Source organism: Arthrobacter sp. Z5-13, assembly GCF_056499105.1.
Window position 1 is genome coordinate 4019407 of record NZ_CP096460.1, and the last position, 22826, is coordinate 4042232.

The window sequence follows — 22826 nt, forward strand, 5'->3', positions numbered from 1 at the left end:
TGGTGCCACCGGCGGCACTACGTCATCCAGGATTCCGCCACGGCGATGTAGGCCGACGACGGACCCCGCGGTCCGGCATATGTGATGGGCGCGCCGGGCCATTGGACTTCCAACTCGCTCAGCCGGCCGGAGCTGCAGGGCAGGTAGACATTGTTGAGCGTGCCGCTTCCGCCACCCAGCTGGAAGTCGGGGGCCGCGAATTGCCTGCGGTCAAGGACACCGCTGATTTCCAGCTGCGCCTTGCGTCCCGTCGCCCGGAAGCCGCGTTCAAGGTCAAGTTCGACGTCGAACTCGTCCTGCGTATGGATCAGTTCAGTTAGGGGAAATCTCGCCGCTTCAGGGAAGTATCGGGTGAATTCAGAGGCCATGGTGGATGCGAAGAACTGGTTGGGTCCATAGCTCCGCCATCCTTTGGTGGTGGCCACCAGCAGGGCCACGCCAACACCCCAGCGCGACCAGTCCGCCATCCAGAACGAGGCGAAACAGCTTGCGGGCTCTCCGGGGACATGGACGCCATTCTGGTCCACCGGATGTAAGGCGAGGCCGGGGTTTGCCCCAACAAAAGCCATGGACCGCCGTGACGATCCCGGCCGTGGCGAACCCAGCGGGATCGATCCCGGTATGGACGATCCAGTGGTGCTGTTCCCCGTGCCAAGAGTCCCCATACCGGGAGCCTAACGTGAATGTCTGGAAACCGAGGGGGTACCCCGGCCTAGAATTGCCCTATGCCTGCCCCTCGAGCCCTGCGTCCGTTTGCCCATCGGGAGTATCGCGTACTGATTGCAGCCTTGGCCGTTTCGATTTTCGGCTCCGGAATGTGGGCCGTGGCCATGGTGTACCAGGTGATCCATCTGGGTGGCGGACCCTTGGAGCTCTCCCTGGTGGCTGCGGCAGCCGGCGTTGGGTTGGTCGCCTTCGTGCTGGCCGGAGGCATCGCAGCGGATCGGCTTCCGCAGCGGCTGCTCATCATTGCGGTGGAGGGCATCAATCTTGCCGTCATAGCGGCGGTCACCGGCTTATCCTTCATGGGTTGGCTGCAACTGTGGCATCTCGCCGCAGGTGCGTTTGTTTTGGGCGTGGGCGCGGCCTTCTTCTTTCCTGCATACTCGGCCATACTGCCGAGGATCCTTCCGCCGGAAGACCTTTTGGCTGCCAATGGCATGGAGGGCACCATGCGGCCCATCCTGCAACAAGCGGCGGGTCCGGCGCTGGCAGGAATCATCGTGGCCGAGCTTTCTCCATCACATGCCGTCGCCGGAGTTGCCCTCTGCCACGTAACGGCTTTTATTGTCCTGAATTTCCTGGGCCAGCATGCACTGGAAGCGCCGGGCCACGACGGCCAGCCAGCGCCGGTGCGAGCCAAAACGTCGGTCCTCCATGACCTTCGGGAGGGCGTGAGGTACACCATCCACACACCCTGGCTGTTGTGGACACTCCTGTGGGCATGCATTTCAGTACTTTTCCTGATTGGGCCCATCGAAGTGCTGCTGCCGTTTGTGGTGGAGGACCAGCTCGGCGGGGACTCAAGAATGTTCGGTTTCCTGCTGTCGATCATGGGGGTGGGAGGCGCAATAGCGTCGCTGGCCACAGCATCTTTTCGCCTGCCCAGGCGTTACCTCACCCTGATGATGGTCACTTGGGGGGCCGGGGCGTTGCCGCTGGCCGCCGTCGGGTTCATTGACAACTTCTGGGGCGTGGCAATTGTCCTGTTCGTCTTCGGCGCCACGGGTGGCGTGGGCATGGTCATCTGGGGAACCCTCCTGCAGCGCCGTGTACCACCGCACCTGCTCGGCAGGATCTCGAGCCTGGACTTTTTCGTATCGCTGGCCTTGATGCCAGTGTCCATGGCGCTGGCAGGCCCGGCCGCAGAAGTAGTTCCCATCTGGGTGATCTTCTTGGTGGCCGGTGTAGTCTGCCCGGCCATGTCAGTGGTGGCGCTCATCGTTGCCAAGATGCCGGCAGATGAACTTGCCCACCCCCTGGACAGGGGGCGGGCAAGTGTTGCAGCTCAGGAGGCCAGCAACGCCAGCAACGCCAGCCTCCACGACTAGACACGTCCGAAGCGAAAAAGTTCGGCTGCGGAAGCTGGATCTTAGGCGCGTGCCCGGACGATCGGGATGCTCGCCGTCGGAAGTCCGCTGGGGAAGACCGTGGGCTCGGGAACCTCAACCGGCTCCAGTGCCACATGCACCGCTTCCCTTCCCACTGTGTGGACTTCGCCTCGGACACTGACGTCCAAAGGTGAACCCTCACGAACGGAAAGGACAATGCCTTCATGGCTGAGGTCCACGAACAGGAGCCTCCCCTGGAGCTTCAGGTGGAAGGAAAGGCGCTCCCATTCGCTGGGCAACCGGGGATCGAAGAACGGCAAGGCTCCTTGGTCACGCATACCGGCAAAGCCACAGACCAGTGAACTCCAGACCCCGCCGGTTGACGCGATGTGCACACCGTCGATGGTGTTGCCGTGCGTATCATCCAGATCGATGAACAGGGCGTCCGTGAAGTGTTCCAAGGCCGCTTTTCCGTAGCCCACCTCGGCGGCCATGATGCCCTGGACGCAAGCTGAGAGTGTCGAGTCCCCGGTGGTGATGGGATCGTAAAAATCGAACGCACGCCGCTTTTCGTCAGCGCTGAAATCGGCCCACTGCAGGAACATTGCAAGGACCGTATCTGCCTGCTTCAGCACCTGGTGCCGGTAGATCACCAAAGGGTGGAAGTGCAGCAGCAGCGGGTACTTGGACCTGGGCGTGTTCCAGTCCCAGGCCTCCAGGGTCATGAAGTCGTTGTCCTGGGAGTAAACCTCAAGCCGCTCATCGAAGGGCAGCTGCATGCGGTCGGCCGCAGCTGCCCAAAGCTGCCGCTCGGCGTCGTCAATCCCTGCATGGTCCAGGGCAGCGGCAGCCCGGAGGTTAAAGCGTGCCATGACGTTCGTATAGAGGTTGTCATTGACAACGGCGGTGTATTCGTCCGGTCCAGTGACGCCGTGGATATGAAATTGCCCGTCTTTGCCAAAGAAGCCAAGGGACACCCACATGCGTGCCGTTTCGATGAGCAGCTCGGCCCCCATACCGGCCTTGAAGTCCTCATCTCCGCTGGCCCAGAGGTACCTGTTGGTGGCAAAGGCAATGGCGGCAGCAATGTGGAACTGGGCGGTTCCTGCCGCGTAGTAGGCGCTGGCCTCCAGCCCGTTGATGGTCCGCCAAGGGAACAGGGCGCCATCAACGCTTAGTTCCTTGGCCCTGATTTTGGCCTCCGGGAGCATTGCGTGACGGAATTCCAGCACCTGGCGGGCGCCGTCGGGGTTGGTGTAAGTCAGGTAGGGAAGGAGGTAAATCTCCTGGTCCCAGAAGTAGTGCCCTTCGTAGCCCGAACCGCTCACGCCCTTCGCGGGAATGCCAGCGACGTCGGCACAAGCTGTTGCCTGGGCCAGCTGGAAAAGGCTCCAGCGGATGGCTTGCTGCAGTTCCGGTTGCGCCCCCACCTGGATGTCCGTTGAGGCCCAGTAATCGGAATAATGCTCCTGGCTCTGTGCAAAAATGTCAGCCGCGGGCAAGAGCGCAGCCTCCGCCAGCTCTATTGGATCCTGGTTGGAGACATCGCCCAGAGTGGGGTCAACGGCGCGCGCTACGGCATAGCTGACCGACTTTTCCAAGCGGAATGGCCTGTCAGGTCCCACCGCCAGGACGTAGCGGGCATGGCTCTCATCCGGACCTACCGGAGTATCGAAGGGCTGGAGCACGGGAGATGTCACATGATCCACGGCGAGCCCGATCCGCTGGCGGGATTCCGCAGCCTGCCATGACAGGCGCAATGACCCATCGCCGCCCTCGAGCTGCATCGGAAGCAGCACACGGCCGGCGTGCCGCCCGGCACGGCGGGGGTCATGCTCCGATTGGTCCTCAACAGGCTGATCCTGCCTGTTGATTACTGATGACGTTACGTCCGCGGAAATGTATTGGTCTGCGTAAAGCTCCAAGGTGATCGCCATGCACCCACGCGACTCAAAACCTACGGCACGGCGCTCAACGGTAGTGACCACAGCACCCGAGCGGCACAGCCAGGTGACCCTGCACTCGTAGACGCCCGTGCCGAAGTCCACGCTGCGCTGGTAGTCCTGCACAGCGGATTCGGCCAGGCTCAGGGTTTCGCCGTCAATGATCACGGTGAAGTTGTTGACGTCAGGGATATAAAGAATGCGCTGGCCCGTCCGGGCAAAGCCAAAGGCATTCTCGGCATGCTTGATGTCCCAGATCTCGTGGAACCCGTTGATGAAGCTGCCGGGGAGCTCAGTGTCTGCAGCGGCCCAATGTCCGCCACGGATTCCGAGGTGTCCGTTGCCGAGGCAGAAGAGCGTTTCGAGGGTTCCGGCGTTGCCGGGTTCATGGGCAGTTTCGACGAGCCGCCAAGGGTCATTGGGGAACCGGGAACGGTCGGAGCTGATGAGTGCCATGGTGTTGGGGTCCTTTGGCGTGAATACCGTGATGAATGCGGGGAACTGCGGCGGCCTACACCAGTTCGATAAGGTCGTTAACCACAAAGGTAGCCCCGGCGGCCAGCAAAATCTGCCGCCCGGCTCCCCTGTCTACCCCGATGACGGAATGAAACTTTCCGGAGCTGCCGGCTTTCACCCCCGAGACCGCGTCCTCCACCACTACACACTCCTCGCTCGGCAGCCCCAGCAGCCGTGCAGCGTACTCGTAGGTCGCAGGATCCGGCTTGCCAGGCAGGCCTTCAGCCGCGGCCACAACGCCGTCGACGACCACCGGGAAGTGGTGCGACAGTCCCGCCGCGTCCAGCACTGCGGGCGCGTTCCGGGAGGAGGAGACGACGGCGAGCTTCAGCCCGCGCGCCAGTGCTGCTTCCAGGAAGCGCACCGAACCTTCATAAGGCTCCACTCCCGCTGCCACGATCTCGTTGAAGACCAGGTTCTTGCGGTTTCCGAGGCCCTGCACCGTTTCGTTGGCGGGGTCGTCGTCTGCAGGCCCCTCGGGGAGCACGATGCTCCGGGAAGCGAGAAAGTCCCGGACGCCGTCGAACCGCGGTTTTCCGTCGATGTGGTCGAAGTAGTCGCTTTCACTGTATCCCGCGGCGCCGGGCACCGACTCAAGGTAGCCGTCGAACAGCTCCTGCCACGCGCGCTCATGGACCACTGCGGTGGGCGTCAGGACGCCATCGAGGTCGAAGAGGATGGCTGAGGCAGTAGTCCAACTGCTGAGCTGGGCTTTTTGGGCACTGCTTTGGAGTTGAGGCATGCGGATTCTTGTCCCTTCAGACGTGAGGCGTGGTGCATTGGGGTGCGCCTTGGCAGAGGCGTCTTCGCCGCATGGCCGAAATCGAGTGTAAGCGCTTGCAATTCCGCTTGCAAGTGGTTTTTTAGTTCCTGGTGCTAAGACAATCATAGGGGGCGCGCGATGCATGGGCGGCGGCATATTACGGTCGGTTTGACCGATCCTGAGGCGGCTCCGCGCAGAAGGGCCGGCAGGCACTACCATGGGGCCAGAACTGCTCACTGGGAGGGAACGGCGTGGAACCCATCGTTATCGACGGAGGCAAGGGCACTGTTGCCCTGAGTTCGGACGGCGTAATTAATCTCGTGTGGAAATCCAAGGTCAGTATTGACCGCAGAGACTCTGAGGCCGCAATGGCCATGGTCAACGAAATCAGCGGGGGCTCTCGATACCCCATGCTCGTGGACATGGCCACTACCGAATCGGTGAGCCGCGATGCCAGGGCAGTATTTTCCATCCCCTGCGCAGCTAACCGGATCGCCTTACTGGGCTCGAGCCCGGTGGATCGGGTGCTGGCGAACTTTTTCCTCGGAATCTACACCCCTCCGTGCCCAACGCGCTTCTTCACGTCCAGGAGCGATGCCATGACCTGGCTCAAGAAGGTGGACTCCTGAATTTCCCTTCAGGGAACAGCTGATCAGCGCAGCACGTAGTGGCGAAGAAAAGCGCTGACGTCCACCATCTCTGCCTTACTCATTGCATGCCCCATTCCGGGGTAGGTGCGGGAAGTCAGTTGCGTGTTCCTTTGCAGCCAGTCCTCAGTAAACGCAATAGCATCCTCGTTGATGACCAGGTCGGCCTTATCCCTGCCCCAAAAGAAGGGCGGCGGTGAGTCAAAGGATTCGCTCATAGACAACAGTTCGTTGTCCAGGACAAACCCAGACAGTCCGACGACGGCGCGGTACTCCTGCGGGCGAAGCCGCAGGAGGGTGCTGGCCATGGCCATCCCTTGCGAATATCCCAGCAGGCTCACGCTGGTGTGCTGCCCCTTGACGGTGTTGATCCAGTCCGCCACCTTGTTGGTGACGGCAACGACGTCGGCAAAATCATTGGTGAGGAAGTAATCCAGCAGGAACCAGCCGTAGTGGTCCCCGATGTCCGTTGGAGCCCGGAGCGCGGCGCACGTGAACTCCTGAGGCAAGTGCGGAAACAGGTTCACCATGCGGGACTCGTCGGTGCCGTAGCCGTGCATCATGACCAGCAGCGGTGTTCCAGCGCGTTCGTGTTTGGGCTTGGACCATACGACTGTCTCCATCGGAACAGCCTAGCTTTTACCGTGGTGTGCCATCGCAGTGGGCGTTCCCCACTCTTCCCGGGCGTTCCGACGCGCCGGAGAGGCGGACGTTGAATCAGCCGGTGCTCGGATGTAGCCTGACAACAAGACAGCATGCTTAGCATTGTTGTCGACAAGTCCTCCATGGACTTGTCCATCCGGACATAAGGAGAACGTCATGAGAATCGGTTCCTCCATCTTTCTGATCGCCCTCGGCGCGATCCTGGCCTGGGCAGTAACACCCGGCCTCATCCCCAACGTTGACCTGACCCTGATCGGGTACATTCTCATGGTTGTCGGAGTGATCGGCCTGGTTGCCTCGCTCATACTGGCGTCCCCTGGCCGCAGCCGCAGGGTCAGCGAGACCCGGTCCGTCGTCGACCCCAACACGGGAGAACGGATCACCCGGAACGAAAGCCGGGACGGCACTATCTGACCAGAACGTCTGACAGCAGCCATGCGGCCGCAGCGCCTCCTGCGTTAGAACCGCGCTAGGACACTCTTGCGCGGACAGCTCTGTGCGCCGCAAGGAAAGCAGCGATCCTCCGCACCGCTTCCCTGATGTCCTGTACTGACGGAAGAATCACAAAGCGGAAATGATCGGGCTGCGGCCAGTTGAATGCCGTCCCGTGGGACACAAGGATCTTCTGCTCCCGCAGCAAGTCCAGGACAAACAGCTCGTCGCTTTCGAACGGGTACAAATCCGGGTCCAGCCGAGGAAAGAGATACATGGCGCCGGCTGCAGGGACGCAGGTAACCCCGGGGATGGCGGTGAGAAGCTCAAAGGCAAGGTCCCTCTGTTCGCGGAGCCTGCCTCCGGGCCGGATCAGTGCCTCAATGCTCTGATACCCGCCGAGGCAGGTCTGGATGGCGTGCTGGGCGGGAACGTTGGGGCAGAGGCGCAACGATGCCAACAGCTCCAGGCCCTCCCGGTATGCCAAGGTAGCTGCACGGGGACCCGTGATTGCCACCCAGCCTGCCCGGTACCCCGGCATCCGGTATGCCTTTGAGAGCCCACTGAACGTCAGGCAACTGACGTCTTCGGCCACGGAAGCCGTGTGGATGTGCTGGGCGTCCTCGTACCGGACTTTCTCGTAGATCTCATCGGAGAACAGCACAAGGTCGTGCTTGCGGGCCAACGCAGCAAACTGTTCCAGGATGTGCCTCGGGTAGACGGCTCCGGTGGGGTTGTTCGGGTTGATGGTCACCATGCCCTTGGTGCGGCTGGTGATCTTTGATTCGACCTCGGCCATGTCTGGCCACCAGTTTTCGTTCTCATCGCACACGTAGTGCACCGCCTTGCCCCCTGCCAACGTCACGGCCGCAGTCCACAGTGGATAGTCGGGCGCAGGGATCAGGATTTCGTCGCCGTTTTCCAGAAACGCCTGCAGGGTCATGGAAATGAGCTCGCTGACCCCGTTACCGATGAAAATGTCCTCGACGCCAATCTGCATGAGTCCGCGCGTCTGGTAGTACTGGGAGATGGCCGTGCGGGCGGAAAATATACCCTTGGAGTCGCTGTAGCCCTGCGCCCCGCGGAGGTGGTGAATCATATCCAGCACAACGGACTCCGGCGCTTCGAGCCCGAACGGCGCGGTGTCTCCGAGATTCATTTTGAGGATCCGGTGTCCCTCTGCCTCCATCTCCCTTGCCGCCTGCAGGATGGGTCCGCGGAGCTCGTAGTTAACGTTCTGGAGTTTGCTGGAATGTTGCATCGGAGGCATGGCTCATCTTTTCACAGCCAGGGCATGGCTGGAGGTCCAGTTCTGCTGGTGGAGCCGCTCAAACCCATCAAGGAGGAGGTCCAGGGCGAACTCGAACTCGAACTGATCATCGCAGCCGCTGCCAACTGCCGTTTCCTGGTCGTGAGACCCGGCCGTGGCAATTTCGATGATGTAGGGATACTGCATTGCCACCTGGTTGAACACAGCTGCCCGCGCTTCAGGATCGGCGGGTGGGGGCGGTGTGGGAAACACCTCCTGGGTGAATCCCCACATCCTGCTGCCAAGGGCGTGCATTACGTGGTGGGTAAGGTCAGCTGACAATCCCCCGCCCCGAAACAGTCCCACCAGCGAGTTCATGTACTCGAGGACAACAGCCGGGGCTTGCGTGCGGGATTCGATCACCTGGGACGCCCAGCGGTGGCGCAGCATGGCTTGCCGGGCGGAGAGGATCCGCAGCCGCACCGCGGTCTTCCAATATCCGCCCCGTACCTGGGTGTCGATCTCGCTGATGATGACCTCCACCATGCCATCCAGGAGCTCTTCCTTGTTCGCCACATGTTTGTAGAGCGCCATCGGCACAACATCCAGCTTTTGGGAGAGCTTACGCATGCTGAGCGACTCAACTCCCGCTTCATCAGCGAGGGCGACGGCGGCGTGCAGGACCCGCTCCCTGCTCAGGGGGGCACGGCGCCCGGTATTTCCTGACTGAGCCAAGTGACCACCCTTCGTTGGAACTCAAGGTCTGCGTGTTGACAAGTGTACAACGTACACCTATGGTCGGAACCATCATTGGTGTACGCCGTACACCTTTCACCGCAGGAGAGATGAAATGACCACAAACCGAAGGATCGCCATTGCCGCAGGCATCCTCTTCCTCGCCACTCACATCACCTCAATAACGGCACGCGCCCTGTACCTTCCGATGCTCAACAATCCTGCGTACATCGAGAGTGGGGGCCAGGATGGCCAAGTGTTCCTTGGCGCCCTCCTTGAGGTGCTCCTCGCCCTCACAATTGTCGGAACGGGAGTGGCGCTCTACCCGGTGATAAAGCGCCAAAACGAGGGCGTCGCACTCGGGTATGTGGCGTTGCGGACCCTTGAGGCCGGGGTCATAGCAGTTGGCGTACTCTCCCTGCTTGCCATCGTGACCTTGCGGCAGGATCTGACAGACCTGGCGGCCACCGACAGCGCCCCCCTCGCGAGCGCCCTGGCTGCCTTCAATAAGTGGGCATTCCTGGTTGGACCAAGCTTGATCCTGGGCACCAACACGGTATTGCTCGCTTACCTGCTTTACCGATCCACCCTCGTGCCCAGATTCATCGCCATACTTGGACTGATTGGCGGCCCGCTGGTGTTCGCCTCCGGCATCGCGCAGATGTTCGGCGCCTATGAGCAGGTTTCAGTGTGGGCCGGAGTTGGGGCGCTCCCGGTATTTGCGTGGGAAATCTGCCTCGCCGTCTACCTCATCGCAAAGGGCTTCAGGCCGTCCGTCGACGCCGGGCTCGCCGTTCGACAGGCCGCCGCCCTGAAAGTATAGCTTCAACATATAGCCGCCTCCGTGGCGCAGAAAAAGGGGCCGGCCCTCCTTCGCTGAACCAGTCACGCGAAGAGAGGGACGGCCCTTTCTGTAGGAATCTTTGTTTATGTGGTTTTTCCATTGACAAAGCAACACGATCAAAGATAAAGTCAAGGTATTCAACATCCATGTGATGCCTGTCACGACCGTCTCGAGAGTCTTCGTATCGGCGTCGCACTTTTAGCTTCTCGCAGTAATCGATCTGTACGCAATGGAGGGTAAGTGTTTGCTGAAGAGCGCCAGCAGCTGATCGCAGGGCTTGTCGCAGAGAGCGGCCGGGCCAGCGTCACTGATTTGGCGGAGCGGTTCAGCATCACCACTGAAACTGTGCGGAGGGACCTCGCTGCCCTCGAATCGGCCGGCAGCCTGCGCCGCGTCCACGGCGGGGCAGTTGCCACCGATCGGCTCAGCACCACTGAGGAGAGCATCCTGGTTCGTACGGTGCAGAAGCAGCCGGAAAAACTCAGGATCGCTGAGGCTGCTTTGGCCTTTGTTCCGGAAGGCCCATCCGGGAGCATCCTGATGGACGCCGGCTCCACCACGGAGGCCTTGGCGGATCTTCTCGCTCTCCGGATGTCAGACCCGTCCTCGATCCGGGCAGTGGCGGAGGGTAACGAACTGGTTGTTATCACCAACGCGATTCCCATCGCAGGAAAGCTTGCCGGCGAACCCGGCATTGCCCTCCAGATCCTGGGGGGCCGCGTACGCGGGCTCACTCAGGCTGCCGTGGGGCAGTCAACCGTGGAGGCGGCACAACGGATTCGTCCCGATATTGCCTTCATCGGCACAAACGGAATACACGCAGCCTTCGGGCTGAGCACTCCCGATCCTGAAGAAGCCGCCGCCAAGGCTGCCTTCGTCCAATCGGCCCGCCGCATCGTGGTGCTGGCCGATTCGTCCAAGCTGGATACAGAGACCCTGGTCCAGTTCGCTTCGTTGAAAGATCTGGATACCTTGATTACAAACAGTGAACCCAGCGTGGAATTGGCCGCGGCCTTGACCGAAGCCGGCGTAGAGGTGGTAATCGCATGATTGTCACCCTCACAGCCAATCCCAGCCTGGACCGCACAGTCGCGTTGCCGTCACCGTTGGAACGCGGCGAAGTCCAACGGGCAGTGTCCGTAAGCCAGGAGTCGGGCGGGAAAGGCGTCAACGTCTCCCGTGCGTTGGTTTCTTCTGGTGTGGAAACCATCGCCATACTTCCGGGCGGAGACGGCGACCCCGTCCTCGCAGGGCTGCGGGAGGGCGGTGTTCCTTTTGCTGCACTTGCTATTGGCGAGCCTTTGCGGACCAACGTGGCACTGACCGAACCCGGCGGTGTGACTACCAAAATCAACGAACCCGGGCCGGCACTGAACGCCGAGCAGCAGGAGGCCCTGATCGGGCTCCTGCTGGAACGCTCTCACGGCGCCACCTGGGTGGTCCTGGCAGGCTCACTCCCACCAGGGGTCCCTGCCGACTTCTATGCCACCGTCACCCGGCGGCTCCGTTCCATAAGTAACGGCCAGGTTGCCCCCCGCATCGCCGTCGACTCCTCTGGTGAACCTCTTAGCGCTGCCATAGCGGGGGATGAAAACGGCGGCATCTCCGGGAAGCCGGACCTACTTAAGCCCAATGCGGAGGAACTTGCCGAACTGGCCGCGGCAGCGGGCTTCACCACGGTAGTTTCTGCCGAGGAACTCGAAGCGGACCCGCTGGCAGCAGCAAACGCGGCTGCCGCCGTCGTCCGTTCCGGGGTGGGTGCTGTTCTTGCCACCTTGGGGTCCAAGGGCGCGGTTCTTGTAACGCCCGACGGCGCGTGGCTGGCTACTCATGCGCCCGTCAAGGCTGTCAGCACTGTAGGCGCCGGAGATTCCTCGCTGGCAGGTTATCTGCTCGCTTCCAGCAACGGCGCGGCTCCACCCGACTGCCTCCGTCAGGCTGTGGCACACGGTGCCGCCGCCGCTTCCCTGCCGGGCTCCACAGTTCCGGCAGTGCACCAAACCACCCCCGATGCCGTAACCATCACGGCTCTCCGGAAGGACTGACATGACTCAGCTCATCACCACCGAATTGGTCATTCTTGACCAGGATCTGGGCAATTCGCCCGAGGATGTGATCCGGCACCTTGCCAGCAAAGTTGCTGAAACCGGACGCGCCACTGAAGTTCAGGGACTCTTCGCCGACGCCTTTGCCCGTGAACAGAAGACTGCAACCGGGGTGCCGGGCGGCATCGCCATTCCGCACTGCCGCTCAGGAGCCGTAGTTGTTCCCACCCTCGCGATGGCCCGGCTCTCCCGGCCCGTGGACTTCGGCGCGAAGGACGGCCCCGCCGATCTGATCTTTTTCATTGCGGCTCCGGACGGAGCGGACCAGGAGCACCTGAAGCTCCTTTCCAAGCTTGCCCGCTCACTTATCAAAAAGGACTTCACCGGTGCACTCCGGGCGGCATCCACCGAAGCGGAAATCGTTGAGCTGGTGGAGGGAGCTGTAGCGGACAAGCCTGCGGCGCACGCAGCCGCTCCGGCCGGAGCTACCGCTGCCGGGACCACTGGCGAATCCGCTCCTGTCGCGGCAGGGGCCCCGGCGGCCGGTAACGGCGTCAAGCGCCTCGTGGCTGTGACGGCCTGCCCCACCGGCATCGCCCACACCTACATGGCCGCGGATTCCCTCGTGGCGGCCGCTAAGGAAGTCGGCGTGGACCTGCAGGTGGAAACCCAGGGTTCCTCAGGCGCCAAGCCGCTTGACCCCGCGGTCATCGCCGCTGCCGACGCCGTAATCTTCGCCGTCGATGTTGATGTTCGCGGCAAGGAGCGGTTCGCCGGTAAGCCCGTCATCAATGCTCCCGTGAAGCGCGGCATCGATGAGCCGGGCAAGATGGTCCAGGAGGCACTGGCTGCTGCGGACAACCCCAACGCACGCCGTGTTCCTCATTTCGGTGCCGAGGAGCAGGCGCAGAACGCCGAGATGGAAAAGGGCGAGCACATCGGCCAGAAGCTGAAGAAGGCTCTCCTCACGGGTGTCAGCTACATGATTCCGTTTGTGGCGGGTGGCGGTCTGCTGATGGCGTTGGGCTTCCTTCTTGGTGGCTACGACATCACGGAAGTCGCTAACAAGGTAGTGCTGGAGAACAGCTTCGGCAACCTTCCGGAAGGCGGACTCAGCATCTATCTGGGAGCCGTTGCTTTCAAGATCGGCAACTTGTCCATGAGCTTCCTCGTTCCGGCTCTGGCAGGTTACATCGCCTATGCCATTGCCGATCGTCCCGGCATCGCCCCGGGCTTCACGGCCGGAGCGGTTGCCCTTTTCATGGGTGCCGGTTTTATAGGTGGCATGGTTGGAGGCTTGTTGGCCGGCTACATTGCCTATCAGATCGGATCTTGGGCTGTGCCGCGCTGGCTGCGCGGGCTGATGCCCGTCGCCATCATTCCGTTGCTTGCGTCGATTGTTGCATCAGGACTTCTGTTCCTGGTTCTCGGTAACCCCATTAAGAACCTCACCGACGGCTTGAATGGCTGGCTCACCGGGATGACCGGCGCCTCAGCAATTGCCCTCGGCATCATCCTTGGCCTCATGATGTGCTTCGACCTTGGTGGCCCGGTTAACAAGGTTGCGTATGCCTTCGCTGTCGCAGGATTGGTCAACGGAAGTGCCACCAACTCAGCCCCTTGGCAGATCATGGCAACAGTTATGGCGGCTGGAATGGTTCCGCCGCTGGCGATGGCCCTGGCCACCGTGCTGGACAAGAAGCGCTTCAGCCTGGCCGAGCGGGAAAACGGCAAGGCTGCCTGGCTGCTGGGAGCATCCTTCATCTCCGAAGGCGCCATCCCCTTCGCCGCAGCCGATCCCCTGCGTGTTATCCCGGCCAGCATGCTTGGTGGAGCTCTAACGGGAGCGCTGACCATGGCAACAGGAGTCACGTCTCAGGCACCTCATGGAGGCATCTTCGTTTTCTTCGCCATCGGAAACCTGCCGATGTTCATCATCGCCATCATTGCCGGAACAGTCGTCAGCGCGTTCGCAGTCCTGGCCCTCAAGCGTTGGGCCGTCCGCGAACCCGTTGATACGGTGGAGAAAGTTCCCGTAAGTGTCTGATCCGTCTGAAAAGTTTCACTAACAGAAATCCACGTACAGCAATGCAAGGAGCAGAAATGCCAGAACGTACCGCAACCGTCGCCAGCCGTGTCGGCCTGCACGCCCGCCCTGCCGCCATCTTCGCCGAGGCAGCCGGGGAGTTCGATCTCGACATCACTATCGCCCGTGATGGCGAGCCCGCCGACGAAGCCATGGACGCAGCCAGCATCCTGTCGCTCATGAGCCTGGGAGCATCGCACGGGGACGTTGTGGTCCTGCGCGCTGACGGTGACGGCGCCGATGCCGCCCTGGACCAGCTGGTCCAGATCCTGGAAACGGATCACGACGCCGAGTAGCAGCACCGGAAGCACCCGCTTCTAAACCGTGGCCGGTCCCCCGCACAAGCAGATTTTCCCGTCGAGGAAAGGCTGCAACGGAGAGCCGGCCACGTTTTTTTGCTGCAATTTTGGGAGTCGAAACCGATAAGCTTCCTTACTAAAATTGCTTGTTTTTGCCTAAGAGCCCAACTAGCGTGGAAAACCTAGGGGAGGAAAACACCATGGCAACTTTGCATGAAAGCATCGAGGTGGAAGTACCCGTAACCACCGCCTACAACCAGTGGACGCAGTTCGAAACGTTCCCGAAGTTTATGAGCGGTGTGGACTCCGTAGAGCAGCTCGATGAGACGTCACTTCGCTTCCGGACGGACATCGCCGGTGTGAAGCGTGAATACAATGCCAAGATCTCGGAGCAGCTCCCGGATAGGCGAATTACGTGGGTCAGCACGGACAAACCTCGCAACTCCGGCACGGTCACTTTTGAACCCTTGGACGATCAACGGACCCGGGTCAACGTGGAAGTGTATTGGGAACCCCAAGGCCTGGCCGAGAAGGCGGGTTCTGCCCTTGGGGTAGACAGCCGCCAGGTGAGCGCCGATCTTAAACGCTTCAAGGAGTTTATTGAGTCCAGAGGAATAGAAACCGGGGCTTGGCGGTCCACTGTGGAGCAAGGGGAGGTTGACGATCCGCCCTTTGAAACGGCAGCCTCCGGCATTCCGTCCAGCACTCCTTCCGGGGCTCCGACCGTTGTCCCTTCCGCAGTTCCCTCGCCCGAGCGTCCGGCCGGCACCGATCCCATCATCGACGACGACGAGCCCGTAGATCCGAGGTAGAGATGCCTGAGAAGAAGAATCCGAGCGTTAAAGATCCCAAGCTTTACGAAGAGCTTCGGGAGGAAGGCGCCTCGAAGCAAAAGGCAGCCAGGATCTCCAATGCAGTCGCCAAAAAAGGCCGTTCCTCCGTGGGGAAGAAAGGCGGCAAGGCCGGTAACTACGACGACTGGACTGTTGCGCAGCTGAAAGCAAAAGCCAAGGAGATCGGGCTGACAGGCTACTCCGGCAAAAAGAAGAGCGAGCTCATTTCGGCGCTGAGAAACTCCTGATCCCTGCAATGGATTCCCGCAAACGGGGTTCCCGCAAACGGGATTGGCGCCGGCGGGATAAACGCCACCAGGATTCCCCAGCGGCCTACAGACCCAGGTGCCTTTCAGGCGCCCTTTCGCCTGCTCTTGGTTTCAGTGCCGGCTTCGGCGGCTGCCGGCTTCTTGGCCGGCGCCTTGGAAGCGGTGGACTTCGTTGCTGTCGACTTAGCAGGGGCCGACTTAGTGGCAGCGGACCTAGTGGCAGTGGACTTAGTCGCGGTGGATTTTGTGGCCGTGGATTTGCTCGCAGTGGCCTTTGTGCCACTGGATTTACTCGCGGTGGACTTTTCAGCACTGGATTTGCTGGCAGCAGCGGCGGGTTTCTCCTCCCCGCCTCCGCGTTTCTTGTCCAGACTGCGCTTGAGGGCCTCCATCAGGTCGATCACCTCGCCCTTGCCCGCATCATCGGCCGTGACTCCAAACGTTTCCTCGGTATCGAGCGATTCGCCCTGCTCAAGCTTTGCCTCAATGAGCTGGCGCAATTGCTCCTGGTACTCGTCGGTAAAACGTTCCGGCTCAAAGTCGCCTGCCATGGATTCAACAAGGGCAGCGGACATCTCCCGTTCCTGGGAGGAAATTTTAATGCTGGTATCCAGCGACGGAAACTTCGCTTCACGAACCTCATCCGGCCACAGCAGGGACTGGAGCATCAGTACATCATCCCGGATCCGCAGTATTCCGAGGCGGGTCTTGTCACGCAGGGCGAACTGCACGATGGCCACCCTGTCCGTGTCCTCGAGTGCCCGGCGCAAGAGCATGTACGCCTTCGGGGACTTCGAGTCTGGCTCCAGGTAGTAGCTCTTTTCGAACATGATGGGGTCCATCTGCTCGGACGGCACAAACTCCACCACTTCGATCTCGTTGCTGTTTTCGGCCGGAATGGCTTTAAGCTCGTCGCGCGTCAGAATTACTGTGCGGCCGCCTTCTTCGTACGCCTTTTCAATGTCCGCGTAGTCAACAACCTCGCTGCAAACCTCGCAGCGACGCTGGTAGCGGATCCGTCCGCCGTCGGCATTGTGGACTTGGTGCAGACTGATGTCATGGTCCTCAGTGGCGCTGTAAACCTTTACCGGGACATTAACCAGCCCGAACGCGATGGCGCCTTTCCAGATCGCTCTCATGGATCAAGTGAACCTCAGACTGGGGCGGAGGTGAAGACCCATGGCCGGTAGCAAGGAACGTGTCCGCGTGGGGGGACGCGAATTGGTGGTCACCAACCTGGACAAAGTGCTGTATCCGGGGAGCGGCACCACCAAGGCGGACGTCCTGGCCTACTACGCAGCGGTAGCCCACGTCCTTATCCCTGCCGGCAAAAACAGGCCGGTTACGCGGAAGCGGTGGGTCCATGGAGTGGGGACTGCAGAGGAGCCAGGAGAAGTGTTCTTCCAAAAGAACCTGGAGGAGTCCGCTCCCGGCTGGATACCCCGTGCCTCCATCACACACAAAGACCGCACTATTCAGTATCCGCTGGTCAATGATGCCGCCACCCTGACCTGGCTGGCTCAGATAGCCTCACTGGAGATCCATGTGCCGCAGTGGCGGATTGACTCGCACGGGGACCCGATGCCACCTGACCGCATGGTGCTGGACCTGGACCCCGGGGAGGGCGCCGGTCTTGCCGAGTGTGTGGAAGTGGCAAAGCTCGCCCGCGTGATCCTCAAGGACGTTGGACTGGATCCGGTGCCCGTGACCAGCGGCAGCAAGGGAATCCACCTGTATGCCGGACTGGATGGCACGCAGAGTTCCGAGCAGATTTCAGCCTTTGCAAGGGAACTGGCCCGCGCATTGGAAGCCGACCACCCGGAGCTTGCTGTCAGCGACATGAAAAAGACCCTGCGCACCGGCAAGGTGCTGGTGGACTGGAGCCAAAACAACGCCGCCAAGACCACAATCGTGCCCTACTCCCTCCGCGGCCGCCTCCACCCCACTGTGGCTGCGCCGCGGACATGGCGCGAGCTTACCGCACCTTCTTTACGCCAGCTTGACTATGAGGAGGTCATGCGGCGCGTCAAGAACGGCAAGGATCCCTTTGCACCGATTTCCGATGTTGCCGCCCACCCCCACCCAAGCAGCACTCATGGCACCTTTCCCGCCGTCGAAAGTTCCGCCAGTGTCACTGAAGGCAAACACGACGGCGGAACCACCGATCCCCGGCTCGAAAAGTACCGCTCGATGAGGGATCCGGGCGAAACCCCCGAGCCCTTTGCCGCCGACCGGCATCGGGCTGCGGCCGACGGCGGTGAACCGCCGCGGGAAATTTTCGTGATCCAGGAGCACCACGCCAGCAGGCTGCACTTCGACTTCCGGCTGGAGCGCGACGGCGTGCTGGTTTCCTGGGCTTTGCCCAAAGGCGTGCCTACCTCCACCGATAAGAATCACCTGGCAGTCCAGACCGAGGACCACCCGATGGACTACGCAGCCTTCGAGGGAACCATTCCCAAGGGGCAGTACGGGGCCGGGTCAGTCACCATCTGGGACCGTGGCACCTACGAATGCGAGAAATGGATTGCGGGTAAGGAGGTCATCGTCACCCTGACGGGGGCGGAGGACGGCAACCTGGGCGGTACCCGCAAGTTCGCCCTTATCAACACAGGAAGAGGGCGGGACAACCAGGGGCAGTGGCTGATCCATCTCATGGACCCCGGCCGCAAGACGCACCACCCTCGGCGATCCCTGCCCCGCGACGACGTTGAGCGGGATGATGACGGTTCCCCGCCTGCCGCTCCCCCACCGGCCCGTGTGCCTAAAGCTGATCCCCCACCCGACGTCGACAGTCTCACCCCGATGCTGGCCACCGCCGGTACTGTCTCTGACCTGACTGACAGCCACTGGCGGTTTGAGCTCAAATGGGATGGGGTGCGGGCACTGGTCATAGGTGAAGGAAGCAGGATCAGGCTCGTCAGCCGCAACGGCAACGACATGACCCTCAGCTATCCGGAGCTCACCGTGCGGGAATGCTGGCCAGCGGGTGATTTCGTGGCGGACGGCGAGATCATCGCCGTCGGACCTTCAGGAAGACCTGACTTCGGGCTGCTGCAGTCCCGGATGAAGCTCACCAAACCTGCCGACGTCCGCAGGGCCCAAAAAGCGACGCCCGTCCGGCTGATGCTTTTCGATTTGCTCGTCCACGAGGGCGCAGACCTCCGACGGCGCCCGTGGAACGAGCGGCGCGAGCGGCTGGATCGCTTTTACCAACCATCCGGCTGCCCCGTGTACCTCTCCGATGTAATTGACGACGACGTCCGACACATCCTGGCGAGCGCCCGGGAACTGGGCCTGGAAGGTGTCATGGCCAAAAGATCGGACAGCCGGTACGTCACTGGCCAGCGGAGCATGTCCTGGCTCAAGCTCAAGGTGGAGCGCACCCAGGAAGTAGTGGTGGGCGGCTGGCGCCCGGGGAACGGGTCCCGCAAGGATTCGATCGGTTCACTGCTCCTCGGGATCCCCGACGGCTCTTCGCTGCGCTACGTGGGCCGGGTGGGAAGCGGGTTCAGCACCCACGAACTGGAAGAACTGCGGCAACGGCTGGAGACCATTTCAAGGAAAACCTCGCCGTTCAGCGACATTCCGGCCGCTGACGCCTCCGATGCACACTGGGTCATGCCCGGGCTGGTGGGGGAAGTGACTTATGGCGAATGGACCAGCGCCGGAAAACTGCGGCACCCTGTGTGGCGTGGATGGCGGCTGGACAAGGAACCCGAGGACGTGGTCATGGAGGCAGTGGCTTTCCAGTAGTGCTGGGGCTTTCCAGTAGTGCTGGCTGTGGCGCCGGGATGCGCAAACGGTCTGGGGCCACCTGTATTCAGGCATCCCCAGACCGTTCGCGCGTCCTCAGGCGCTTAGCGCGTCCCGCCAGGGCTAGGAGGAGTGCGGCATCTGCGGCGTGCTGGTCCGGTGGACGGCAGTTACCGCCGCCCCTTGGCCCATCCGTCCATGGCCGTTGCCCCTCTCTTTGGCGTGGCGGCGCTTGCCGTTCCCGGCCGGCCATTGTGGTCCTTCGCCGGGGATCTTTGCCAGTCCAAGGGGCGCGGGTTCGGGGAGAAGCACTTGATTCATAGAGGCCACCAGGTGCTCCGCGATTTCGGCTTTGATTTCTTGTTCAGCCTGCTGTTCAGCCATTGCTTGTCCTTCCTGTACCTACCAGCGGACTTTCTTCTCGGCGGGCCCCTGTTTGCCGCTCGTGTGGGTGGGCTTGTGGTTATGGCCAACACTTTGCGACGTTGTTCCGCCGCGCGATTTACTGGCCAGCATCTCCTTCTGGGCTTCTGTCAGCTTCGACTTGATGCCTTTGGAGCTGTCCTGCTCCTTGCCGGAATCTTTCGGCTTGGTCATGATTTATCTCCTATCCGAGCGCTCTCAGCAGCCCGTAAACCTCGGTACCGCGTGGACCCGGATACCCCACGGCAGAAATAGCCCCTGAGGAAAATCGCCGATGACAGAGCATCAAAAATGGGAACAACGCGAAGGTATGGTCTCTTCAAGCGCAGAGTTTTTGTGGTTAACGTGGCGATCGGACCATCGACAGCTGCGATGGCAAGCGACCGGCCTGGCTACTCAAAAATCAGTGTTCCCATGGCTCAACCATAAACAATAATCAGACAACTTGTGAACCCCGGAACCGGGACCAATTCGGGAAGCTCTTCTCACCCGTGGATTCCCCAGATCCTGACCCCTAAATGGCGGACAATTGCCGCCTTCGGCGTTACTTCTTGAAAAAAATTTGAATGGCGCGGGCGCAAGTACGAAAAATCCGCGCCAGTACAGGGCAGAACCGGGCAAAAAATGTCTGATATCTATCTCTCGAAAAGGCCGAAATGGCGGGATGATACGGCACCAGAATCGGAAAAGCCATAGACATCGCGTAAAATTGAAGGCCTGCCCGGAGCGGGGCAGCTACAAGTCGCAAGCAAATGACCTCCACGGGAGTTGCCCAAATGCCCACAGACCGAAGCATGACCGACTCTTCAGCGGGCGCCACAAGCGCCAGCGGAACCAACAACATCGCACCAACAGGTGTCAGGAAAAAGCTCATACCGCGTCGACGGCTCAAGGAGTCCGACGTCAACGTCGTAGACCAGCCCATGCTGAAGAAAGCATTGGGCGGCACCATCGTTGGAAACACGATGGAATGGTTCGATGTCGGCGTATTCGGCTACCTGATCACCACCATGGGACCTGTCTTCCTGCCAGAGGCCGACGCCGAAGTCCAGACACTGTTCCTGCTGGGAACCTTCGCCGCCACCTTCATTGCCCGCCCGCTGGGCGGAGTCTTCTTCGGCTGGCTTGGCGACAAGATCGGCCGGCAGAAGGTACTCGCAGCAACCCTGATGCTCATGGCGGCGAGCACGTTCGCCGTCGGACTTCTGCCGGGTTATGCGCAGATCGGCATCTGGGCCGCTGCGCTTCTTGTCATCCTGAAGCTCGTGCAGGGCTTCTCCACCGGTGGTGAATACGCCGGCGCAACCACGTTCGTGAGCGAATACGCCCCGGATAAGCGCCGCGGGTTCTTCGCGAGCTTCCTGGACATGGGCAGTTATTTGGGCTTCGCCTTGGGCGCCGCATTGGTCTCCGTCCTGCAACTGACGCTTGGTCAGTCCACCATGGAGGAATGGGGCTGGAGAATACCGTTCCTGGTCGCCGGACCGCTGGGTCTCATCGCCATCTACTTCCGGAACAAGATCGAGGAATCCCCTCAGTTCCAGGCCACGCTGGATGCCCAGGAATCAGCGGCGCAGGATCCGGACGCTGCCCCCTTGGTCACCGGTAAGGGTCCCTTCGGAATTGTGAAGGCCTACTGGCGCTCGCTCCTGGTCGCCATGACCCTGGTAGCTGCCGCCAACACAGCCGGTTACGCCCTGACCTCTTACATGCCTACTTATCTCACCGAGTCCAAGGGCTACGATCCTGTCCATGGGACGCTGCTGACCATTCCCGTCCTGGTGATTATGAGCCTGTGCATTCCGCTGACGGGGAAGCTGTCCGACCGTATTGGACGCCGTCCTGTTCTATGGATCGGCGCCCTCAGCACAGTAGTCCTGGCTACCCCGGCGTTCCTGCTGATCGGAATCGGGGAAACCTGGTCGACACTCGCTGGCCTGTCTCTGGTCGCTTTCCCCGTGGCGTTCTACGTGGCCAACCTTGCCTCGGCTCTCCCCGCGCAGTTCCCCACGGCCAGCCGATACGGAGCCATGGGAATCGCGTACAACTTCGCTGTGGCCATTTTCGGTGGGACCACGCCCTTCATCGTCGACGCTCTGATCAAGGGCACCGGCAATGACATGATGCCCGCGTACTACCTCATGGCCACCTCGGCCATAGGTGCAGTTGCCATCTACTTCCTCAAGGAATCCGCCAACCGCCCCCTGCCTGGGTCCATGCCCAGCGTGGACACCGTGGCTGAAGCCAAAGAGCTGGTTGCGACCCAGGACGAGAACCCACACATCGACCTCGATGATCTGCCGTTCGATACTCCGGCATCAGGGCAGGAGCCGGAGAAGGTCCCGGCCGGCGTCTGATCGCCTTGGCGCCAAATGAAACAGGCGCCTAATAACAACGTTGAGGCCCGCTCTGCATGCTCCCACTTGGGGGAAGCACGGAGAGCGGGCCTCAGAGCGTTAACCGAACCACTACCGTGCCCGCCGTGGCGGTCCCGTCGTCAGCCGAGCCGGCAGTACCTGCGCCGCAGCCATCATGAACCGGTACCGCTTGGACGGAATCCAAACCGCCTTGCCGTGCTCACTCGCGGCAATGCCTTCACGGACCACACGATCCGGATGCAGCCACATCCATCGAGGGGCCACAGACTTGTCCATGTCCATGCGGTCGTGGAACTCAGTGTGGGTCAGGCCGGGGCAAACGGCCGTGACAGTGACACCCTGCGGAGAGTAGGCGAGGTTGGCCCAGCGGCTAAAGGCAACAAGCCAGCCCTTGGCCGCGGAGTAGGTTCCCCGCGGAAGGAACGCGGCCACGCTGGCCACGTTGATGATTCTTCCGGAGCCACGCTTCAGCATCGCTTTCAACGCAGCATGGCTCAGCACCATAGGCGTCTCCACCAGCAGTTTCAGGTGCCTCTTTTCCTCCTCAATGTCATTCTCTTCGAAGGACTTGAGCAGCCCGAACCCTGCATTGTTGACCAGAATCTGCACGGGACGCGCTTCGGCGGACAAGCGTTCGACGACGGCTGCCACCCCTGCGTCGTCCGTAAGATCTGCCACGATCACCTCAGTGGAGATGCTGTACAGGTTCTCCAGCTCCGCGGCGGAAGCATCCAGCCGCTCCTGGTCCCGTGCCACCAGTACGAGTTGATGTCCTTGTTCGGCCAGCTGGCGGGCGAACTCGGCGCCCAGTCCGGCTGTGGCACCGGTGATCAATGCTGTTGTTCCTGTTGGCATGCCCATGGTCTCAGACTAGTCGGCTGGCTTACCGTGCGGCAG

The 22826-nt window shown here is 61.4% G+C and carries 22 protein-coding genes; 12 read left to right on the top strand and 10 right to left on the bottom strand.

The window, feature by feature from the left end; translation table 11 throughout:
* Window positions 1-17: 17 nt before the first annotated feature.
* On the bottom strand, window positions 18-665 hold the full coding sequence (locus tag M1E02_RS18745; protein ID WP_479375687.1) for a hypothetical protein: 648 nt from the start codon (window positions 663-665) through the stop codon (window positions 18-20).
* A 60-nt stretch (window positions 666-725) separates the two neighbouring features.
* Here M1E02_RS18745 and M1E02_RS18750 point away from each other — a divergent pair, with 60 nt between their 5' ends.
* Window positions 726-2051 carry an MFS transporter gene (locus M1E02_RS18750; RefSeq protein ID WP_479375688.1) on the top strand — a complete coding sequence of 442 codons (1326 nt, stop codon included), beginning with the start codon at window positions 726-728 and terminating at the stop codon, window positions 2049-2051.
* A 41-nt stretch (window positions 2052-2092) separates the two neighbouring features.
* Here M1E02_RS18750 and M1E02_RS18755 read toward each other — a convergent pair whose 3' ends face one another.
* Together M1E02_RS18755 and M1E02_RS18760 are read right to left on the bottom strand one after the other, a co-directional pair.
* On the bottom strand, window positions 2093-4450 hold the full coding sequence (locus M1E02_RS18755; RefSeq protein ID WP_479375689.1) for a glycoside hydrolase family 65 protein: 2358 nt from the start codon (window positions 4448-4450) through the stop codon (window positions 2093-2095).
* Window positions 4451-4505: 55 nt separating this feature from the next.
* On the bottom strand, window positions 4506-5252 hold the full coding sequence (locus M1E02_RS18760; protein WP_479375690.1) for an HAD family hydrolase: 747 nt from the start codon (window positions 5250-5252) through the stop codon (window positions 4506-4508).
* 272 nt (window positions 5253-5524) lie between these two features.
* On the opposite strand from M1E02_RS18760, the gene M1E02_RS18765 reads away from it, so the two are divergent.
* Window positions 5525-5902 (top strand): DUF7793 family protein, encoded by a 378-nt coding sequence (locus tag M1E02_RS18765; RefSeq protein WP_479375691.1) that lies wholly within the window; start codon window positions 5525-5527, stop codon window positions 5900-5902.
* Window positions 5903-5925: 23 nt separating this feature from the next.
* On the opposite strand, the gene M1E02_RS18770 is transcribed toward M1E02_RS18765, so the two are convergent.
* A complete protein-coding gene (locus M1E02_RS18770) occupies window positions 5926-6543 on the bottom strand; it encodes an alpha/beta hydrolase (RefSeq protein WP_479375692.1) in 618 nt (205 codons plus the stop codon).
* Window positions 6544-6739: 196 nt separating this feature from the next.
* On the opposite strand from M1E02_RS18770, the gene M1E02_RS18775 reads away from it, so the two are divergent.
* Window positions 6740-6997, top strand: a complete 258-nt coding sequence (locus M1E02_RS18775; protein WP_479375694.1) for a DUF6458 family protein — start codon at window positions 6740-6742, stop codon at window positions 6995-6997.
* Between the two features lie 55 nt (window positions 6998-7052).
* Here M1E02_RS18775 and M1E02_RS18780 read toward each other — a convergent pair whose 3' ends face one another.
* Window positions 7053-8285 carry a pyridoxal phosphate-dependent aminotransferase gene (locus tag M1E02_RS18780; RefSeq protein WP_479375695.1) on the bottom strand — a complete coding sequence of 411 codons (1233 nt, stop codon included), beginning with the start codon at window positions 8283-8285 and terminating at the stop codon, window positions 7053-7055.
* A gap of 3 nt (window positions 8286-8288) precedes the next feature.
* A complete protein-coding gene (locus M1E02_RS18785; RefSeq protein ID WP_479375696.1) occupies window positions 8289-8999 on the bottom strand; it encodes a TetR/AcrR family transcriptional regulator C-terminal domain-containing protein in 711 nt (236 codons plus the stop codon).
* Between the two features lie 115 nt (window positions 9000-9114).
* Here M1E02_RS18785 and M1E02_RS18790 point away from each other — a divergent pair, with 115 nt between their 5' ends.
* The 7 genes from M1E02_RS18790 to M1E02_RS18820 all read left to right on the top strand — a co-directional run bounded on the left by M1E02_RS18790 (window position 9115) and on the right by M1E02_RS18820 (window position 15354).
* Window positions 9115-9822, top strand: a complete 708-nt coding sequence (locus M1E02_RS18790; RefSeq protein ID WP_479375697.1) for a DUF4386 domain-containing protein — start codon at window positions 9115-9117, stop codon at window positions 9820-9822.
* A gap of 261 nt (window positions 9823-10083) precedes the next feature.
* Window positions 10084-10893, top strand: coding sequence for a DeoR/GlpR family DNA-binding transcription regulator (locus tag M1E02_RS18795; protein ID WP_479375698.1), 810 nt, complete (start codon window positions 10084-10086; stop codon window positions 10891-10893).
* On the top strand, window positions 10890-11888 hold the full coding sequence (locus M1E02_RS18800; RefSeq protein WP_479375699.1) for a 1-phosphofructokinase family hexose kinase: 999 nt from the start codon (window positions 10890-10892) through the stop codon (window positions 11886-11888). The genes M1E02_RS18795 and M1E02_RS18800 overlap by 4 nt, the downstream gene beginning before the upstream one ends.
* Before the next feature lies 1 nt (window position 11889).
* Window positions 11890-13935, top strand: coding sequence for a PTS fructose transporter subunit IIABC (locus M1E02_RS18805; protein WP_479375700.1), 2046 nt, complete (start codon window positions 11890-11892; stop codon window positions 13933-13935).
* Between the two features lie 56 nt (window positions 13936-13991).
* Window positions 13992-14270 carry an HPr family phosphocarrier protein gene (locus tag M1E02_RS18810; protein WP_479375701.1) on the top strand — a complete coding sequence of 93 codons (279 nt, stop codon included), beginning with the start codon at window positions 13992-13994 and terminating at the stop codon, window positions 14268-14270.
* Window positions 14271-14473: 203 nt separating this feature from the next.
* Window positions 14474-15085, top strand: coding sequence for an SRPBCC family protein (locus tag M1E02_RS18815; RefSeq protein WP_479375702.1), 612 nt, complete (start codon window positions 14474-14476; stop codon window positions 15083-15085).
* A gap of 2 nt (window positions 15086-15087) precedes the next feature.
* The gene (locus tag M1E02_RS18820; protein WP_479375703.1) at window positions 15088-15354 is read left to right on the top strand and encodes a DUF7218 family protein; all 267 of its coding nucleotides are present in this window, start codon (window positions 15088-15090) and stop codon (window positions 15352-15354) included.
* A 104-nt stretch (window positions 15355-15458) separates the two neighbouring features.
* Here the strand turns inward: M1E02_RS18820 and ku are convergent, their stop codons facing one another.
* Complete coding sequence (ku, locus tag M1E02_RS18825) at window positions 15459-16514, bottom strand: non-homologous end joining protein Ku (protein ID WP_479375704.1); 1056 nt, start codon at window positions 16512-16514, stop codon at window positions 15459-15461.
* 40 nt (window positions 16515-16554) lie between these two features.
* On the opposite strand from ku, the gene M1E02_RS18830 reads away from it, so the two are divergent.
* Window positions 16555-19128 carry an ATP-dependent DNA ligase gene (locus tag M1E02_RS18830; RefSeq protein ID WP_479375705.1) on the top strand — a complete coding sequence of 858 codons (2574 nt, stop codon included), beginning with the start codon at window positions 16555-16557 and terminating at the stop codon, window positions 19126-19128.
* A 123-nt stretch (window positions 19129-19251) separates the two neighbouring features.
* Here M1E02_RS18830 and M1E02_RS18835 read toward each other — a convergent pair whose 3' ends face one another.
* Complete coding sequence (locus tag M1E02_RS18835; RefSeq protein ID WP_479375706.1) at window positions 19252-19512, bottom strand: hypothetical protein; 261 nt, start codon at window positions 19510-19512, stop codon at window positions 19252-19254.
* 18 nt (window positions 19513-19530) lie between these two features.
* The gene (locus M1E02_RS18840; protein WP_479375707.1) at window positions 19531-19725 is read right to left on the bottom strand and encodes a hypothetical protein; all 195 of its coding nucleotides are present in this window, start codon (window positions 19723-19725) and stop codon (window positions 19531-19533) included.
* 602 nt (window positions 19726-20327) lie between these two features.
* Here M1E02_RS18840 and M1E02_RS18845 point away from each other — a divergent pair.
* Window positions 20328-21908 carry an MFS transporter gene (locus M1E02_RS18845; RefSeq protein WP_479375708.1) on the top strand — a complete coding sequence of 527 codons (1581 nt, stop codon included), beginning with the start codon at window positions 20328-20330 and terminating at the stop codon, window positions 21906-21908.
* A gap of 111 nt (window positions 21909-22019) precedes the next feature.
* On the opposite strand, the gene M1E02_RS18850 is transcribed toward M1E02_RS18845, so the two are convergent.
* On the bottom strand, window positions 22020-22790 hold the full coding sequence (locus M1E02_RS18850) for an SDR family NAD(P)-dependent oxidoreductase (RefSeq protein ID WP_479375709.1): 771 nt from the start codon (window positions 22788-22790) through the stop codon (window positions 22020-22022).
* Window positions 22791-22826 lie beyond the last annotated feature (36 nt).

Excerpts from the sequence above, each read along its gene's own strand:
- M1E02_RS18840 (WP_479375707.1), bottom strand. The coding sequence starts at position 19,725 with ATGACCAAGCCGAAAGATTCCGGCAAGGAGCAGGACAGCTCCAAAGGC.
- M1E02_RS18830 (WP_479375705.1), top strand. The coding sequence starts at position 16,555 with ATGGCCGGTAGCAAGGAACGTGTCCGCGTGGGGGGACGCGAATTGGTG.
- M1E02_RS18805 (WP_479375700.1), top strand. The coding sequence starts at position 11,890 with ATGACTCAGCTCATCACCACCGAATTGGTCATTCTTGACCAGGATCTG.
- ku (WP_479375704.1), bottom strand. The coding sequence starts at position 16,514 with ATGAGAGCGATCTGGAAAGGCGCCATCGCGTTCGGGCTGGTTAATGTC.
- M1E02_RS18750 (WP_479375688.1), top strand. The coding sequence starts at position 726 with ATGCCTGCCCCTCGAGCCCTGCGTCCGTTTGCCCATCGGGAGTATCGC.
- M1E02_RS18775 (WP_479375694.1), top strand. The coding sequence starts at position 6,740 with ATGAGAATCGGTTCCTCCATCTTTCTGATCGCCCTCGGCGCGATCCTG.
- M1E02_RS18755 (WP_479375689.1), bottom strand. The coding sequence starts at position 4,450 with ATGGCACTCATCAGCTCCGACCGTTCCCGGTTCCCCAATGACCCTTGG.
- M1E02_RS18790 (WP_479375697.1), top strand. The coding sequence starts at position 9,115 with ATGACCACAAACCGAAGGATCGCCATTGCCGCAGGCATCCTCTTCCTC.
- M1E02_RS18770 (WP_479375692.1), bottom strand. The coding sequence starts at position 6,543 with ATGGAGACAGTCGTATGGTCCAAGCCCAAACACGAACGCGCTGGAACA.
- M1E02_RS18800 (WP_479375699.1), top strand. The coding sequence starts at position 10,890 with ATGATTGTCACCCTCACAGCCAATCCCAGCCTGGACCGCACAGTCGCG.
- M1E02_RS18845 (WP_479375708.1), top strand. The coding sequence starts at position 20,328 with ATGCCCACAGACCGAAGCATGACCGACTCTTCAGCGGGCGCCACAAGC.
- M1E02_RS18745 (WP_479375687.1), bottom strand. The coding sequence starts at position 665 with ATGGGGACTCTTGGCACGGGGAACAGCACCACTGGATCGTCCATACCG.
- M1E02_RS18810 (WP_479375701.1), top strand. The coding sequence starts at position 13,992 with ATGCCAGAACGTACCGCAACCGTCGCCAGCCGTGTCGGCCTGCACGCC.
- M1E02_RS18815 (WP_479375702.1), top strand. The coding sequence starts at position 14,474 with ATGGCAACTTTGCATGAAAGCATCGAGGTGGAAGTACCCGTAACCACC.
- M1E02_RS18850 (WP_479375709.1), bottom strand. The coding sequence starts at position 22,790 with ATGGGCATGCCAACAGGAACAACAGCATTGATCACCGGTGCCACAGCC.
- M1E02_RS18835 (WP_479375706.1), bottom strand. The coding sequence starts at position 19,512 with ATGGCTGAACAGCAGGCTGAACAAGAAATCAAAGCCGAAATCGCGGAG.
- M1E02_RS18760 (WP_479375690.1), bottom strand. The coding sequence starts at position 5,252 with ATGCCTCAACTCCAAAGCAGTGCCCAAAAAGCCCAGCTCAGCAGTTGG.
- M1E02_RS18780 (WP_479375695.1), bottom strand. The coding sequence starts at position 8,285 with ATGCCTCCGATGCAACATTCCAGCAAACTCCAGAACGTTAACTACGAG.
- M1E02_RS18820 (WP_479375703.1), top strand. The coding sequence starts at position 15,088 with ATGCCTGAGAAGAAGAATCCGAGCGTTAAAGATCCCAAGCTTTACGAA.